The sequence below is a fragment of the Spiroplasma endosymbiont of Seladonia tumulorum genome (assembly GCF_964020235.1).
GTDB lineage: Bacteria > Bacillota_I > Bacilli_A > Mycoplasmatales > Mycoplasmataceae > Spiroplasma.
In genome coordinates this window covers 1,916,254-1,932,124 of the sequence record NZ_OZ026545.1, presented here as the reverse complement: position 1 = coordinate 1,932,124, position 15,871 = coordinate 1,916,254, and the positions used below count along the sequence as shown (strand labels likewise).

The window sequence follows — 15,871 nt, the reverse complement described above, 5'->3', positions numbered from 1 at the left end:
ATAAAAATGAATAAAAAATTAAATGAGGTAAATAATTATGAAACAAGATAAAACAACTTGATTAAAGGGTGCTTTACCTTGAAATTGATTTAAAAAAGACCCTATTCCGACTTATAATTGAACTCATAAAGATATTAGAGAATGAGAAAGAAAATATAAAATTCGTAGTTGAATAGTTAGTTTTTATACAATATTATTTTTATTAATTAATGGTTGGTTAGAATATGGGATGATTAATGGCATTAAAGATGAAATTAATTGATATAATTATGGTCAATATTGAGGTAATGGAATTGCTATATTATTAACACCTTTATTTACTCATGGAATTCAGGGTATATTTGTTGCTAGTAGTAAACCAAAGGTAGATATGAAAATTGATATACCAAGGTTAAAAATATCTAAAATAGGATTAGTATTTACAATATTACCTTTAATTACTTTAATAATTTCTTTAATTATTATTTGGATTGATAAATCAAAATGAAAAAAAAGACCATTTACGACATTGTTTAGATTGTCGGATTAATCCGCGTGTTATTCAACCAAGAGTAGCAAAACAATGAAATAATTTAGATGGTATAACAGAAGAAAAATTAAAAAATATACAAAATGAAATTAACAAAGAATTAAATTTAAAATAAACTATATTATTAGGGGCGGTTGATATTTTTGGGTGGTTATATAGTTTAATTTATAAATTATTTTGTTCTGAAAGGATGGATGGCCACTGTTTGAGTAAGGATAAGAAAGGAATTAAATAAAATGAATGAAACATTAATGATTACTTTACTTGTTTTAGCAGGTGCAGGTGGAATGGGTAGTCTTGGTATTCTAGGCTTATCTGCTAAAAAAATATAAAGCAGAAATTAGAGAATTAAGAACTGCTGTTATTTCTCATGAAAAACATTTACGAGGATCTGAATATGCAACAGAATTAGCATTAAAAACAGGTCAAATTAAAAATGTTAAAAAACAAGTTAAAGTAAACAACAAAAAACAAGCACAAAAAGATGCTATTAGACAACTAACGAATAGTATTTAAAAAAAATAACCCATTAAGGTTATTTTTTATTTAATTGATTATATTTATCTAAATTCATTTGTACTAAAATCTTTGTTCTTGTTTGACTAATTACTTTTAAATCTTCTTTATATAATTTTGGTTGATTATATTCTTTACTTTTACTTGAATAAGTAATTTGTTTATTTGCTGTTAATAACAAATCAATTTTTCTATCTTTTTCAGCAAGTGAATCTTCATATTTATTTATTAAATCTTCTAATGTTCTTAGTGATAAAACACTATTACATAATTTAATTTCTTGTTTTATTTTTACAATTAATTCTTTAACTGTTTTTTCCATTATATTTCTCCTTTATTTTTAAAATAATTAAATTATTTTCACCATATTTATTGATTAAATATTCTCAGTCTCAAGTTGAATTTATATTTACATCTTCTGTATCATTACCAGTTATATATTCACCAAGGACAGTTTTGCATGGATGATTACCTTGTTGTGTTTTATAACATAAAATATATTTATTCATGTTTTTCCTTGTCTTTTTTATTGTGTTTTATATAAAAATTAATAAGATATTCTATTTTTTGTGAATAAGTAAAGTCATTAAATTCATTTCAAACTTTTTCTTCATTTTCATTTAAGTAAATATTAACATTACGAATTAATTTAGAATAATATTTTCCTGTTTTTTGATTAAATGAATGTTTCATAATATTAACCCTTATAATGAGCAATAATAATTGCATCGCGTAAATGATTACTTATTTTTTCATTATTATAAAATCAACCTTTACCATATTCATAAGTTAAATTTTCATCTTTACTAAATTCTTGAATACAACCATCATTATGCTTACTTAAATTTTCCATATTTTTAACTCCATTGCTTGTTCAATATCAGCAGCCCAAAGATTAGGGTTAAAATCACTTTCTACAGGGTCTAATTTACGAGCAAAAGTTAAAATTGTATCTAATTCAACAATTCCATCATCAAATTCTACTTCTGAATAATTTAATAATTTATCATCAGTATTAAATACTTTCCCATCTTTACCAGAACCTTCATTATATTTAATATTTTTCTTTCTTTTATATGCTAAACTAAATTTACTTGCATCTTTTTATGCAAATAATGCTTCTCAACTAAATTTTTGTTGATAAGTTTGTAAATATCATTGTTCAAATGTTTCTCGATCTCGTTTTGTTGCTTGATTAGCAATATCTCCGAAAATTCTTTGTGGGTTTTGTACCATAATTTACTTCCTTCTTTCTATTTATTAAATACATTGTCTGCATCTAAAATATTGTTTTCTTTGTTTACTACTTTTGGTACGCCCCCAGTATTAACTGTTTGTACCTTAATTAATTCATCATAAACACTTTGCAATTGTGTTTTAATGATTTCAATATCATCAGTAATATCATAAGATTTTAATAAAACATTTTTAAATTCTTCATTATCAGTTAAAGAATTAATAAAGTCAATTACTTCAATTTGTTTTAGTTGAATTGTTTGTTGTTCAATTTGTGAAGTTAACTCAGTATTTTTTGCTTGTAGTTCGTTGATTTGCTGATTATTATTTTCTAAATTACTTGCATTAAATTCTTCAACTTCAGCAGTTTTAATATCTAAACTACCATCTTCATTTTTAATAGGTTCATTATTTTCATTTATAAGAACATATTTTACATTTTTTAATGCCATTGTTTTTCCTCCTATTTTTTAATATTTGTATTTGTTCTTTTTCTAATCGCTTTTTGTATAATTTCAAAACTATCTACTCTAAAAGACAAAAAATAGCGTTTAGTTTTTATATTTAACTGATTAAATACTGAGCCTTTAATTTTTATCTCATCATCTTTTTTTAATTTCAAAAACTCAGTTAAAACAGATGGGTTATATATTGATAATGTTGAGTAATTTAATCCTTCTCACTGACATTTAGCCGAACAAGCATCAACTTCAACACCACCAGCAACCAGAGCCTTAATTTTTGTTTTAATAGGATTTTCATGTAATCTAACAGTTAATTCTAACTTATTAACTCTTTTATTTTTTATTTTTGTCTTATTAGTAGTGATTGTTGTTTTAGATAAATTACTTTTTGTTTTTACCATTATTTATCACTTCCTTTTTTAAAAAAATATTGCAAATGTTTTCAAGCATCTAATTCGTGCTCTGTCATTTTGATATTTCCTTTATAAACATAATTTTTCTTAACAACTGGCGATTGTAAAACATAATTTAAATTAAATAGATATTTGCATAAAACTTTTAAACCACCAATGAATTTAGGGGTAGATAATGGATTTTTTATTTTTAAACCTTTGTGAAGTTGATAATCTTCAATTATTACAATAACTTTATTTAAATAATAACAAATTTTATTTTTAAATTGATTTAATATTAAATACACATTATTTATTGCTTCTTCTTCATTTTTGGAATTAAAAGTAATATTATTAATTATTTTCTTTTGCAAAACATTATAGATAATAATACCAGTTTGTCCAATTCCAGCAGAGTCAATTGCAATAATATATTTTAATTTATTTGTTTTATTTTTTTCTCAATTTGTAATATCTTTCAACCATCTTTAGCCAAATCTAAAATATTATTAATTTTGTAATGTTGCATATATGAATTAATAACATCTCATTTATCTTCAAATAAATTTAAATACATTTTTGCTCATTCTAAACACTGTAAATCATAATGATTTTTATGGTGCGAAATACGACAATCAACGGGCTTACAATTAACTCAATCAAATGATGTTGTTATTTCATTTCAAGTTTTATTGATATATTTACTTTTATATTCTTGCATAATATTTTTTTCCTTTCTTTTTATTTATATTTTTTAAATAAACAGAAAAATCCTTTGTTGGTTAATATTTTGATATTTAGTAAATAATGTATTGTATTTTAGTATTTATTTATTTCACCCCCGAAGTGAAGCGGGTGGCGGTAGGATATTTTGACAGAGTTTATCCCCCGACGGAAGTAAAACAAATTTACCCAGTTATTAATTACGCTTCATTCATCCCTAGACAACTTTATATAAAGAAAATAACCTTTTGGAGTTCCAACCCTCTTGTTTTTTTAGTGTCCGATATTGTTTTTTTGGTTTAACAGCACTTTTTTTATGAAAACAAGCCAAAAAACACATGCTCTGACATTTCACAAGTGATTAATCTTGCCGAGAATTAAAAAAATAAATAGGAGTAGTAAATCCAATCGCTTTCACACTTTCTTTAAAGCTTTTGTGCCATAGATGAGTTATCCATCTTTAAGCATCAAAAAATATTAAGTTTTAGGGGTTGCATTATTCATCGGATAATACCTTTATTTGAAAGGAAATTTATAAAAAAATATCGTTTATTTTGTGTAGGGAAAACAGAATAACATCTGTTTTTATGATAAAAATTCTAAATTTAAAGATACTATCCGATGAATAATGCAAATAAATTTATGTTTTTAATATAAAAATAAAAAAACAATCTCACAAGAATTGTTTTTTGCCGGTTCATCATACAGGACGCCTTTTTATAAAAGAAAAAAGTTTCTTGTTTTTAAATAAATTAAATAATACCCGTTTATATGCAACACTCCCAATTTTTAGTAAAAAAATTCCCACAATTTGGATAGAGAAAAAATTTTCAATTATTTCATCTTAGCGAATATTCTTTTAAAAGTTCTTTTGAATTTTTTTGCCGAAGGATTTTCATACTGATTTTTAACAAATGATACATTAAAAACCAAAGCATGAGAATTTTGACATGAGTTTTTAACTTTTTATTTGCCAAGTTTAAGATAATTTTATTTTTATTTAAAACTAAATTAAGTGACTTAACAATTTTATTTTAAATTAAAAAAACACTGATAAACATCAGTGCAAGTTATTTAATTAACGTGAAACTTGATCTAATAATTTTTGTCATTTTTGTGACTCTTTTTCTCATGATTCTTTTGATAAAATCATTTTTCGCTCACGCATTGCTTTTTTAACACGTGAAATATTTGTCAAACGAGCTTGTTTTTTAACACGTTCTTCATATAAAGCATTATTTTTAGCAATTTCTTCTTTCCGTTTTTGTTCTAATAAAGCAATTTTTTCTTGTTCAATCTTATCAACATCTTTAAGTTTTGATGCTGCTTTAAGTTCTTTTTCCTTTGCTAATTTAATTTTTTCTTCTCATTTTTTTGCTGCAATAGCACATGCTTCATTATTTTTTTTAATTCATTCTTCATGCATTAGTTTTTTTTGCTGCTTTTATATCAGTTTTAGTAGTTAACTCTTTTCCTTCCTCAATAATTTGATTTATTAAATTAACTACTGATAATTCTTCTTGCATAACAATTTTCTTTTTTATTGCCATAAATAAACTCCTCATCTTTTTATGTTTCGTTTCTTATATAAGAATATTTATTGATATTTCTGCATAGACTATTGTCATTATATCAAAAAAAATTAAAATATTCCTTTTGTGTATTCCATATATTTTGATTCAAAGGCAAAAAAATGGTAAAATTAAAAAGTGGTAAAAAGGAGTAATATCATGCTAACATTTAACAATAAAAAATTAGATCAATTGGTTGCAAACTTTATTCATTATATGGTTGACCCTAAACATGACAATGGTAAACATCTAATTGAAAGTGATTATAAGAATTTTTTTCATCATATTGATTCACGTAATTCAAAGAGTAATTTAAATGTTGTTATTAGTTCACATCTCATAACAGCTGAACAATTTGCAAAAGCTAGTGAAATTATTGAACAATATCATCAAACTAAAACACCTTTTACTTGATGTACTATTACCAATGATAATAATCAATTTGAAAAAACATTTTTTGAAAAAACTGACCTTCAACATTTTGAAACAGCCATTGGAATGCTAATTGACTTAACAACTTTTAACATTGCTAATCGGGCAAGTGATAATGAGCAATTTCAAGAAGTAACAACAAAAACAAATGTTCTTAATGTTGTTGAAATCATTAAAAAAGCCTTTGATTTATCATTAATTGATTTAGCAAAATATCAATCAATTTGAGAATTAAATCAAGAACAAAAAATTAGTTATTTTACAACTTTAATGAAAAATCAAGTCCCTGTTTCAACAGGAAACTTATATTTTGAGTCAGAATTAGCAATTATTGACGACATTGCTACTCATCCTGAACATCAAAAACAAGGTTATGCTAAGGAAATGTTAATTCATTTATTAAACCAAGCAAAAAAAGCAAATTACCACTATGCTGGTTTAGTTGCAACACCAGATGGTTTACCTTTATATAAGAAACTGGGATTTGAATCACAACAACTATATTTTATTGTTTACACAATGCATTATTCAAAATAATAATGCATTTTTTTGTTATCCTATTTATGATTTATGATCTGAATATATTGAACAAAGTTTAACTTCAATATTGCTATATCGTTCAATATTTGTTGGTTCATATTTTAATGTAAAATGCATAAACATACGGTAGTTTTCTTGAAGATATTCAACTCAAAAATCATTAATTAAATCTCAACCACTTCAAATTTGATTAACTAACATCAAAAGAAATGACTCTGTTTCAATTGATGAATCAATCGTCATAGAATCCAATAGTTTAGTTTTTACATCATGGATAAATTTATTCTTTTTATCATTTTCGTTGGTAAAGCTACTATTATTAGCAGTTTCTCATAAATTTTTAATTTCTTTTCATAAGTTAGGTTTAGTTTTAATAATAATATCAAATTTTTCTTCATTTGGTAGGACATCAGTTGTAATTTGATAAACTTTTATTTCATTCTGAAATGCAATAACTGGCTGCTTTGTTTGTATTCTCATTGTTGAATTGTTCACTAAACTACTATTTTGTTTTAAGTTGTTATATTCGGTAATTCCAGTTATACCACATGTGATATTAGGGAAAAATGAACTTATCCCTAAGAAAACTAAAAATTTTTTCATTTTTAAAAATTCCTTTCTTTTTTATTAATTAATATTATATCTTGTATTAAAAGAAAATTATTTTTTATCATATTGTAATTTGTAAATACAAGTGCAACAAATCTATTAATTAAGTAATAACATAAAATATTATTATATTTATTTAATCTTTTATAAATTCTATAAATTTTTATATAACTTATTTACATAATTTATATAATTTTCAGCAATATTATTTAGACAGTTAGGACAAAAAGAAAAAGATTTTTTTCTTAAATGGAATTTGCTTTTTATTACAATTTTCACATTTAATTTTTTTATTCTATTAGAAGTATAAACTTAACGAATGCTAAAAAGAAAAAGAGCAATTTAGAGTGCACCCCAAAAAGTAAGTAAAATAAAAAAAGATTTTGCTAAATTTTTATAGGGGGTGCATTTTTATATAACAAAAAAAAGGACAAAAATATAACAAATATACATCAGAATTTAGAACAAAAATCATTGAGGAAATTAAACAAAAAAGTTGTTGAATAGTAGCAAAACAATATAATATAAATGCAAATACAGTAGAATCTTGATGAGCAAATCATAAAAAAGGAAAATTAAACAATCCTAAAGGACCTAAAATTTCTTTTGGCAAAAGAAATTTAGAATATTATAAAACAAGGTATGAATTATTAAAAAAGCTCCATGACTTTTACAATTAAGCAAACTAAGAATTGTCTCTTTTATTAAACAAAATTTTTGTGAATATTCAATAAAATTATTACTAGAAGTAACAAGGTTAAAACGTAGTTATTGAGATAAATATAAAAATTATGACAGTAGCAAAAAAGATAAAAAAGCAATAAATGATATTGTAAAAGTCTATGAAGAAAATTTAAAACAATTTGGTTATCGAAGAATTACTAAATATTTAAAGGAAGATTATGGTATAAAATATAATTCAAAAAAAGTTTTAAGAATTATGCGTGATAATCAAATACAATCTGAATATGTAAGAAAAATGAGAAGAAAAATGAAATATAAACAGAATAAAGAAAAAAGCTTATTGCAATATCCTGATTTAATTAATCGTAAATTCAATGATATAAAAACAAGGTTTTCAGTACTATATACTGATGTAACATATTTAATTTGAAAAGGAGAAAGATATTATCAATCAACAATTATTGATGGATATACTAAAGAAATAGTTGATGTAAAGTGATCTAAATATAATGACAATAAATTAGTAATGGATAATTTAAATGATGCAATTAATAAAATAAAATTAATAAAAAAAGATCTGAATGGAATAATAATTCACTCAGATCACGGATATCAATATACATCCACTATTTATCACGATAAATGTTTATCTAACGGTATTACAATTTCAATGGGAAAAAATTACCACTGTGCAGATAATATTGTTATAGAAAGTTTTCATTCATTACTTAAGAAAGCTACAATCCATAATAAAATATATAATTCACATGAAGAATATATACAAGATGTTATAAAATGAAATACATGATATTCAAATCGTAAAGAAAAAGATATAATTAAAAAAATAGTAAATACTTTTTTATTAGTACTTACTAAAATGGGTGCACTTTAATTTAACAATGTCAATTTAAAATTGACAAAAAAAGAGACATTTTTATTTTGAAACTCCATTCGTTGTTCGAATAGAGTTTTTCTTTGTTTAACTTTAGGTCTGACAAAATTTTAATGCAAAATATAATTTAGCAATCTCTTCTAATTCAGAACGTGACATTTTTTGGGCATCATTTGAGTCAATTGCTGAAATACTAATTCTTTTTTTGTTTTTTGTTTACTTTGAGATCCATGACATCATTCTAGGTTATCAAAATTGTTTTGTGCGTCTACACGTCATCTTTGTATAATAGATTTGGCTATGTTATATTTTTGAACTGTTAGTTTAATGCCATTTAACTCAGCAAATGTTAAAATTTCTAGTTTTTCATTTTTGTTTCATTGTTTTGCCATAAGAAAAGAACATCCTTTCAATAAAATTATATAACAAAAAATATTTGTCTCTTTTTTTTTGTCAATTTTAAATTGACATTGTTAAATTAAAGTGCACCCATTTTAGTAAGTACTAATAAAAAAGTATTTACTATTTTTTTAATTATATCTTTTTCTTTACGATTTGAATATCATGTATTTCATTTTATAACATCTTGTATATATTCTTCATGTGAATTATATATTTTATTATGGATTGTAGCTTTCTTAAGTAATGAATGAAAACTTTCTATAACAATATTATCTGCACAGTGGTAATTTTTTCCCATTGAAATTGTAATACCGTTAGATAAACATTTATCGTGATAAATAGTGGATGTATATTGATATCCGTGATCTGAGTGAATTATTATTCCATTCAGATCTTTTTTTATTAATTTTATTTTATTAATTGCATCATTTAAATTATCCATTACTAATTTATTGTCATTATATTTAGATCACTTTACATCAACTATTTCTTTAGTATATCCATCAATAATTGTTGATTGATAATATCTTTCTCCTTTTCAAATTAAATATATTACATCAGTATATAGTACTGAAAACCTTGTTTTTATATCATTGAATTTACGATTAATTAAATCAGGATATTGCAATAAGCTTTTTTCTTTATTCTGTTTATATTTCATTTTTCTTCTCATTTTTCTTACATATTCAGATTGTATTTGATTATCACGCATAATTCTTAAAACTTTTTTTGAATTATATTTTATACCATAATCTTCCTTTAAATATTTAGTAATTCTTCGATAACCAAATTGTTTTAAATTTTCTTCATAGACTTTTACAATATCATTTATTGCTTTTTTATCTTTTTTGCTACTGTCATAATTTTTATATTTATCTCAATAACTACGTTTTAACCCTGTTACTTCTAGTAATAATTTTATTGAATATTCACAAAAATTTTGTTTAATAAAAGAGACAATTCTTAGTTTGCTTAATTGTAAAAGTCATGGAGCTTTTTTAATAATTCATACCTTGTTTTATAATATTCTAAATTTCTTTTGCCAAAAGAAATTTTAGGTCCTTTAGGATTGTTTAATTTTCCTTTTTTATGATTTGCTCATCAAGATTCTACTGTATTTGCATTTATATTATATTGTTTTGCTACTATTCAACAACTTTTTTGTTTAATTTCCTCAATGATTTTTGTTCTAAATTCTGATGTATATTTGTTATATTTTTGTCCTTTTTTTTGTTATATAAAAATGCACCCCCTATAAAAATTTAGCAAAATCTTTTTTTATTTTACTTACTTTTTGGGGTGCACTCTATATTGCTCTTTTTTAATATATTTTTATATATCTAATAATATAACATAAATATCAAATATTTATTTTAAATATAGATTAGTCTAATTCTTTTTTACATCATCATCAAGTGCTAGAGACTTAGCACCTTTATTTAGAGTGTGAGTTGTTTTTTCTAGTAACATGAAATGTGCATTTCAACCTTTAGTAATATTATAAACTGTTAATGTTGTTTTATTTCAAATCATACAAATAACATCCTCTACATCTGTTTGTCCTCCTTGTTCTGTTCACTTTTTCAATCCAGTATCAATTTGATTATTCCAAAAAACTTATCTGCTTCTAAGTAAAAAGTAATATCTCCCTTATTAAAACTTAACTTATAACCTTTAATCAAATTCTTACCTTTCAATATATAGACTGCTGTCCCATTATCGTAATAATCTGTGAATAGATCATTAGGTGTTAATCCAACCCAGTATTCTGAAAGTGATAATTCATCAGTACCATAACATCCACCTTTTCAAGCTCAAATATCGGTATTGTAATTTCAATTACCCAGCATTGCTCTTACATAGGCCTTTTTGGTAATTTTGGTTTGATAAGGATCTGAAACTCTTTGTGCATAACCCTCAGGTCCATACTCATGTTGACCTTGAGAATAAACTTCAAATTTGCCATCAACTAATTTACACAAATATCAATAGCTTGATTGAAAGGGCCCCTTTGTAGGATCAGGAGCATCTTGAACCGAACAAGATATGTATCATTTATTTTCACCAAATCTAATAACTTTTGGCACTTCAACGCCAAAACCACGAACATATAACTCATCTACTTTTTCAATATCATTTGTTTCAAAACTGTTAATTTTTCAAAATTCAACACGATTACCTGTTGAGATTGCAAAATGTAAGCCATCATCTGTTTGATATATGAAAGTATCTCTTCAATCGTTTATACCTGCTGGCTTTTCTGGTGCTAGAACACCAGTTTTATAAATTGGTTGCCCCAAACCATGCAAAACAAAATATGCAATTCCACTGTCTCTTGTTATTTCACTACCATCCATTAACTTACATGGTTGCATTGAAATTACAAATACGATATCTCCTTCATCATCTCGTCAAACTGAGCCTCCTAAAGCAGAAGGTATATAAGATGTTTGAGAAAATTCTCTTCCTCGTTTAATACGTATTTCAGTTTGAGTTCAAGAATTCATATCAGGTGATGTCATTTCAACTCATTCGGCTGGAAAATCTTTTCCGTTTCTAAATAAAATTCAATTGTAGTATATTCCTTCATCATCATGCAAAATTGTACAAGGGTCATTTGCCCAAGCATTTAAACTACCATCTTCTGTGTTTTTTGGTGCGTATATCATTTAAATGGTTGGTCTGATGATTTCGCTTGTTTAAGTGAATTATTAGATTCACTATTTGTTTTTACATAATTCCTAAAAATGTCAGGACGTATTGGCTTATCAACATTTTCATTTGTAACACAACTTACAATAGGTGAAATTGTTGAAGTAAATAATCCAATTGAATCTAACATTGATAATCATTTTTTCATAAAAACTTCTCCTTAAATCTGGTTCTATACCAGAAATATTAGTTAACAAATGTTAAAATTGATACTAGAATTATTATAAATTATCTAAAAAAATAATATTAATTTTAAATTAATATTATTTTTTTTAGATTAAATTCACGAATATACAATAAAACATTGGAAAGAATACTCACATAAAAATTAGATAATTTCAATTTCAAGAAAAACTGTTCCTGCTAATTGATTTACTCCATTAACTTCAACAAAAAAGATCCCTTTATCTTGTAAATCTTTATTACTTGCAACTGTTCTTTTATCCGCTTTGAAAATTTTACCAATTTTAAAATCAGCCGCAGTAAACTTTATCTCTGAATCAATAACTTGTTTTATATTATTACCATATATTTCATAAAAATCAGTAAATACAGAATAATTTTTAATGGCTGAAATAATATTATCTTGATTAGAATTATTAATCGCAATAATAGCCACACTATTTCCTAAATTATCAATTAAATCTTGGGCTAATGAAATATCATTAACTTTATTTATAACATCATTATTTTTACAAGCAACAGCGCTACTTGTTCCTGCACTAACTAAAGTTACTGCACTTAAGATATTTAATAATTTATAGTGGGTGTGAGATGTTTTTCATTATAACATATTTGTAAAATACTAAGAAAGTAAAAATATTTTAAAAAAGGTCAAAACCTTTTTTCAACCTGGCACTGCCCTATTTTCACCTTGCGGCTATCGTCGGCGTAATAGTGCTTAACTTCCGTGTTCGGGATGGGAACGGGTGTATCCACTATGCCATAAGCACCAGATTATATCTGAGGGAAATTATCCGCTCAAAACTAGATAATAAACTGTCTAAAATTTGTAAATAAGCTCTCGCTTTTTTGAAGTCCTCGACCTATTAGTATTGGTTAGCTGAACACGTCGCCGTGCTTACACATCCAACCTATCAACCTTGTCGTCTTCAAGGGGTCTTACTCCATAAAGGATGGGAAATCTCATCTTAAAGTATGCTTCTCGCTTAGATGCCTTCAGCGATTATCATTTCCACACATAGCTACCCAGCTGTGCCACTGGCGTGACAACTGGAGCACCAGAGGTGTGTCCATCCCGGTCCTCTCGTACTAGGGACAGATCTCTTCAAATTTCCTACGCCCACAACAGATAGGGACCAAACTGTCTCACGACGTTCTGAACCCAGCTCGCGTACCGCTTTAATGGGCGAACAGCCCAACCCTTGGAACCAACTTCAGCTCCAGGATGCGATGAGCCGACATCGAGGTGCCAAACCTCCCCGTCGATGTGAACTCTTGGGGGAGATCAGCCTGTTATCCCCAGGGTAACTTTTATCCGTTGAGCGACGGCCCTTCCACACGGGACCGCCGGATCACTAAGCCCAGCTTTCGCTCCTGTTCGACTTGTAAGTCTCACAGTCAAGCACCCTTCTACCTTTGCGCTCTATGTATGATTTCCGACCATACTGAGGGTACCTTTGGGCGCCTCCGTTACATTTTAGGAGGCGACCGCCCCAGTCAAACTACCCACCTGACACTGTCTCTGATCTGGCTTACAGATCTAGGTTAGGATTCCGACATAACAAGGGTGGTATTCCAAGGATGACTCCACAACAACTAGCGTTACTGCTTCAAAGTCTCCCACCTATCCTATACATGCTATATCAAAACCCAATATCAAGCTATAGTAAAGCTCCATGGGGTCTTTCCGTCTAGTTGCGGGTAACCTGCATCTTCACAGGTACTAAAATTTCACCGAGTCTGCAGCCGAGACAGCGAAGGGATCATTACGCCTTTCGTGCGGGTCAGAACTTACCTGACAAGGAATTTCGCTACCTTAGGACCGTTATAGTTACGGCCGCCGTTCACTGGGGCTTCGGTTCAAAGCTTCGCTAATGCTAACTATAATCCCCTTAACCTTCCAGCACTGGGCAGGCGTCACCCCCTATACGTCGTCTTACGACTTTGCAGAGAGCTGTGTTTTTGCTAAACAGTTGCCCCTTCCTCTTCACTGCGGCTCATATTACTATGAGCACCCCTTCTCGCTAACTTACGGGGTTATTTTGCAGAGTTCCTTAGCTACAGTTATCTCGCTTGCCTTAGGATTCTCTCCTTGACCACGTGTGTTCGTTCTAGGTACAGGCACCATATAAATAGTACTAGAAGCTTTTCTTGGAAGCATGGAGTCATATACTTCGCTACTAGGCGAACCGTTTTCGCTCCCCATCACGCTTCAAGGTTATGCAAGGCGGATTTGCCAACCTTACCCTCTTTGTGCTTAGCCCGGAATCCAATAACCGGGATATACTATCCTTCTCCGTCACTCCATCGCTCTATATGGTGGTACAGGAATATCAACCTGTTGTCCATCGACTACGCCTTTCGGCCTCGCCTTAGGTCCTGACTAACCCTGGGTGGACGAACCTTGCCCAGGAAACCTTGGTCAAACGGCATGAGGGATTCTCACCCTCAAACGTTACTCATGCCGGCATTCTCACTTCTAACCAGTCCAGCAGTCCTCACGGTCTACCTTCATCCCTGTTAGAACGCTCCCCTACCGCCCTGTATATAAATACAAAACCCATAGCTTCGGTATTATGCTTAGCCCCGGTACATTTTCGGCGCAAAGTTACTCGACTAGTGAGCTGTTACGCACTCTTTAAAGGGTGGCTGCTTCTAAGCCAACCTCCTAGCTGTCTAAGCGACTTCACATCCTTACACACTTAGCATAAATTTTGGGACCTTAGCTGATGATCTGGGCTGTTTCCCTTACGTGCATGGACCTTATCACCCATGTACTGACTGCCGAGTATACAAAATTGGCATTCGGAGTTTAATTGCATTCAGTACCCCTAGGTGGGGCCATCATACATTTAGTGCTCTACCTCCAACTTGCTAACCTCGACGCTAGCCCTAAAGCTATATCGGGGAGAACCAGCTATCTCCAGGTTCGATTGGAATTTCACCCCTAGCCACAAGTCATCCGCGGTCTTTTCAACGAACGTCGGTTCGGTCCTCCATTAAGTTTTACCTCAACTTCAACCTGCTCATGGCTAGATCACCTGGTTTCGGGTCTATAACAACATACTAAACGCCCTATTAAGGCTCGCTTTCACTACGGCTCCGTATTTTCTACTTAACCTTGCATGCTATCATAACTCGCCGGCTCATTCTACAAAAGGCACGCCGTCACCCATTAACGGGCTCCGACTTCTTGTAGGCATATGGTTTCAGGTACTCTTTCACTCCCCTCCCGGGGTGCTTTTCACCTTTCCCTCACGGTACTCTGGTTCACTATCGGTGAATAGGTAGTATTTAGCCTTACGCGGTGGTCCGCGTTGATTCCGACAAGATTTCACGTGTCTCGCCGTACTCAGGATACCATTTCGAGTCTTGTCTATTTCGTATACGGGGCTATCACCCTCTGTGGCATGGTTTCCCAACCATTTCTACTATAAACAAGTTTTGTAACTCTACTATTATGGTCCTACAACCCCAGATAAATCTGGTTTGGGCTGTTCCCCGTTCGCTCGCCGCTACTAAGAGAATCGCTTTCGCTTTCTTTTCCTCTAGGTACTAAGATGTTTCAATTCCCTAGGTATACCTTCACTATAACTATTTATTCATTATAGGATGATGAGAGATTAATCTCACCGGGTTTCCCCATTCGGACATGTCCGGATCAAAGCTTACTTCCAGCTCCCCGAACCTTATCGCAGGTAGTCACGTCCTTCATCGTCTCCTATTCCCAAGGCATTCACCATACGCCCTTTGTAACTTCAAAGTTTTATAAATTATTTGACCTGATTTTAAATCAGTTTTTTGAGAATCATTTACAAATATAACTGTGAAATTTTAGTTATTTTTTAAAAATAACAGAAATTTTGAATTATTGTTATTTTAATCAAGTGATTAAAATAACAAGATGTCTATTATCCAGTTTTCAAAGAACAATTCCAATAACATTTACTTGTTATTGTCAGAGAAACTAATCTCTGAAAACTAAA

General features: G+C 28.9%; 21 protein-coding genes and 2 rRNA genes. 4 read left to right on the top strand and 19 right to left on the bottom strand.

All coding sequences use genetic code 4. From position 1 onward, the window contains the following. The first annotated feature begins 37 nt into the window (after positions 1-37). Both AACL22_RS12330 and AACL22_RS12325 read left to right on the top strand, forming a co-directional pair. Positions 38-529 carry a hypothetical protein gene (locus AACL22_RS12330; protein ID WP_338992539.1) on the top strand — a complete coding sequence of 164 codons (492 nt, stop codon included), beginning with the start codon at positions 38-40 and terminating at the stop codon, positions 527-529. Further along, positions 471-644 carry a hypothetical protein gene (locus AACL22_RS12325; protein WP_338992536.1) on the top strand — a complete coding sequence of 58 codons (174 nt, stop codon included), beginning with the start codon at positions 471-473 and terminating at the stop codon, positions 642-644. Before AACL22_RS12330 ends, AACL22_RS12325 begins: the two co-directional genes overlap by 59 nt. A 420-nt stretch (positions 645-1,064) precedes the next feature. On the opposite strand, the gene AACL22_RS12320 is transcribed toward AACL22_RS12325, so the two are convergent. From AACL22_RS12320 to AACL22_RS12270, 11 genes are all read right to left on the bottom strand, one after another. After that, complete coding sequence (locus AACL22_RS12320; RefSeq protein ID WP_338992534.1) at positions 1,065-1,367, bottom strand: hypothetical protein; 303 nt, start codon at positions 1,365-1,367, stop codon at positions 1,065-1,067. Next, entirely contained in the window at positions 1,351-1,554 is a 204-nt protein-coding gene (locus tag AACL22_RS12315; protein WP_338992532.1) for a hypothetical protein, read from the bottom strand. The genes AACL22_RS12320 and AACL22_RS12315 overlap by 17 nt, the downstream gene beginning before the upstream one ends. Further along, positions 1,547-1,738 (bottom strand): hypothetical protein, encoded by a 192-nt coding sequence (locus AACL22_RS12310; RefSeq protein WP_338992530.1) that lies wholly within the window; start codon positions 1,736-1,738, stop codon positions 1,547-1,549. The genes AACL22_RS12315 and AACL22_RS12310 overlap by 8 nt, the downstream gene beginning before the upstream one ends. Before the next feature lie 4 nt (positions 1,739-1,742). Next, on the bottom strand, positions 1,743-1,898 hold the full coding sequence (locus tag AACL22_RS12305; RefSeq protein WP_338992527.1) for a hypothetical protein: 156 nt from the start codon (positions 1,896-1,898) through the stop codon (positions 1,743-1,745). Positions 1,899-2,149: 251 nt separating this feature from the next. Further along, positions 2,150-2,281 carry a hypothetical protein gene (locus AACL22_RS12300; RefSeq protein ID WP_338992523.1) on the bottom strand — a complete coding sequence of 44 codons (132 nt, stop codon included), beginning with the start codon at positions 2,279-2,281 and terminating at the stop codon, positions 2,150-2,152. A 17-nt stretch (positions 2,282-2,298) separates the two neighbouring features. Next, a complete protein-coding gene (locus AACL22_RS12295) occupies positions 2,299-2,733 on the bottom strand; it encodes a hypothetical protein (RefSeq protein WP_338992520.1) in 435 nt (144 codons plus the stop codon). Positions 2,734-2,744: 11 nt separating this feature from the next. Then, on the bottom strand, positions 2,745-3,146 hold the full coding sequence (locus AACL22_RS12290; protein WP_338992517.1) for a hypothetical protein: 402 nt from the start codon (positions 3,144-3,146) through the stop codon (positions 2,745-2,747). Next, positions 3,146-3,619 carry a hypothetical protein gene (locus AACL22_RS12285; protein ID WP_338992514.1) on the bottom strand — a complete coding sequence of 158 codons (474 nt, stop codon included), beginning with the start codon at positions 3,617-3,619 and terminating at the stop codon, positions 3,146-3,148. The genes AACL22_RS12290 and AACL22_RS12285 overlap by 1 nt, the downstream gene beginning before the upstream one ends. Beyond that, a complete protein-coding gene (locus AACL22_RS12280) occupies positions 3,574-3,858 on the bottom strand; it encodes a hypothetical protein (RefSeq protein WP_338992511.1) in 285 nt (94 codons plus the stop codon). Before AACL22_RS12280 ends, AACL22_RS12285 begins: the two co-directional genes overlap by 46 nt. A gap of 1,080 nt (positions 3,859-4,938) precedes the next feature. Further along, complete coding sequence (locus AACL22_RS12275) at positions 4,939-5,286, bottom strand: hypothetical protein (protein ID WP_338992509.1); 348 nt, start codon at positions 5,284-5,286, stop codon at positions 4,939-4,941. Further along, the gene (locus tag AACL22_RS12270; protein ID WP_338992505.1) at positions 5,267-5,410 is read right to left on the bottom strand and encodes a hypothetical protein; all 144 of its coding nucleotides are present in this window, start codon (positions 5,408-5,410) and stop codon (positions 5,267-5,269) included. Before AACL22_RS12270 ends, AACL22_RS12275 begins: the two co-directional genes overlap by 20 nt. Positions 5,411-5,590: 180 nt before the next feature. Between AACL22_RS12270 and AACL22_RS12265 the strand changes: the two genes are divergently transcribed. After that, complete coding sequence (locus AACL22_RS12265) at positions 5,591-6,400, top strand: GNAT family N-acetyltransferase (RefSeq protein WP_338992502.1); 810 nt, start codon at positions 5,591-5,593, stop codon at positions 6,398-6,400. A 24-nt stretch (positions 6,401-6,424) separates the two neighbouring features. On the opposite strand, the gene AACL22_RS12260 is transcribed toward AACL22_RS12265, so the two are convergent. Then, positions 6,425-7,006, bottom strand: a complete 582-nt coding sequence (locus AACL22_RS12260; protein WP_338992499.1) for a hypothetical protein — start codon at positions 7,004-7,006, stop codon at positions 6,425-6,427. A 652-nt stretch (positions 7,007-7,658) separates the two neighbouring features. Here AACL22_RS12260 and AACL22_RS12255 point away from each other — a divergent pair. Beyond that, positions 7,659-8,588, top strand: a complete 930-nt coding sequence (locus AACL22_RS12255) for an IS3 family transposase (RefSeq protein WP_338993106.1) — start codon at positions 7,659-7,661, stop codon at positions 8,586-8,588. 140 nt (positions 8,589-8,728) lie between these two features. Here AACL22_RS12255 and AACL22_RS12250 read toward each other — a convergent pair whose 3' ends face one another. The 7 genes from AACL22_RS12250 to AACL22_RS12220 form a co-directional block, all read right to left on the bottom strand. Beyond that, positions 8,729-8,980, bottom strand: a complete 252-nt coding sequence (locus tag AACL22_RS12250) for a hypothetical protein (protein WP_338992496.1) — start codon at positions 8,978-8,980, stop codon at positions 8,729-8,731. 86 nt (positions 8,981-9,066) lie between these two features. Further along, positions 9,067-9,822, bottom strand: coding sequence for an IS3 family transposase (locus AACL22_RS12245; RefSeq protein WP_338993104.1), 756 nt, complete (start codon positions 9,820-9,822; stop codon positions 9,067-9,069). Between the two features lie 715 nt (positions 9,823-10,537). Further along, the gene (locus AACL22_RS12240) at positions 10,538-11,590 is read right to left on the bottom strand and encodes a hypothetical protein (protein ID WP_338992493.1); all 1,053 of its coding nucleotides are present in this window, start codon (positions 11,588-11,590) and stop codon (positions 10,538-10,540) included. Positions 11,591-11,619: 29 nt separating this feature from the next. Continuing rightward, entirely contained in the window at positions 11,620-11,850 is a 231-nt protein-coding gene (locus AACL22_RS12235; RefSeq protein ID WP_338992490.1) for a hypothetical protein, read from the bottom strand. 180 nt (positions 11,851-12,030) lie between these two features. Next, positions 12,031-12,321 (bottom strand): hypothetical protein, encoded by a 291-nt coding sequence (locus AACL22_RS12230; protein WP_338992487.1) that lies wholly within the window; start codon positions 12,319-12,321, stop codon positions 12,031-12,033. A gap of 231 nt (positions 12,322-12,552) precedes the next feature. Continuing rightward, positions 12,553-12,659: ribosomal RNA gene (gene rrf / locus AACL22_RS12225) — 5S ribosomal RNA — on the bottom strand. A 72-nt stretch (positions 12,660-12,731) separates the two neighbouring features. After that, positions 12,732-15,648: ribosomal RNA gene (locus AACL22_RS12220) — 23S ribosomal RNA — on the bottom strand. Positions 15,649-15,871 lie beyond the last annotated feature (223 nt).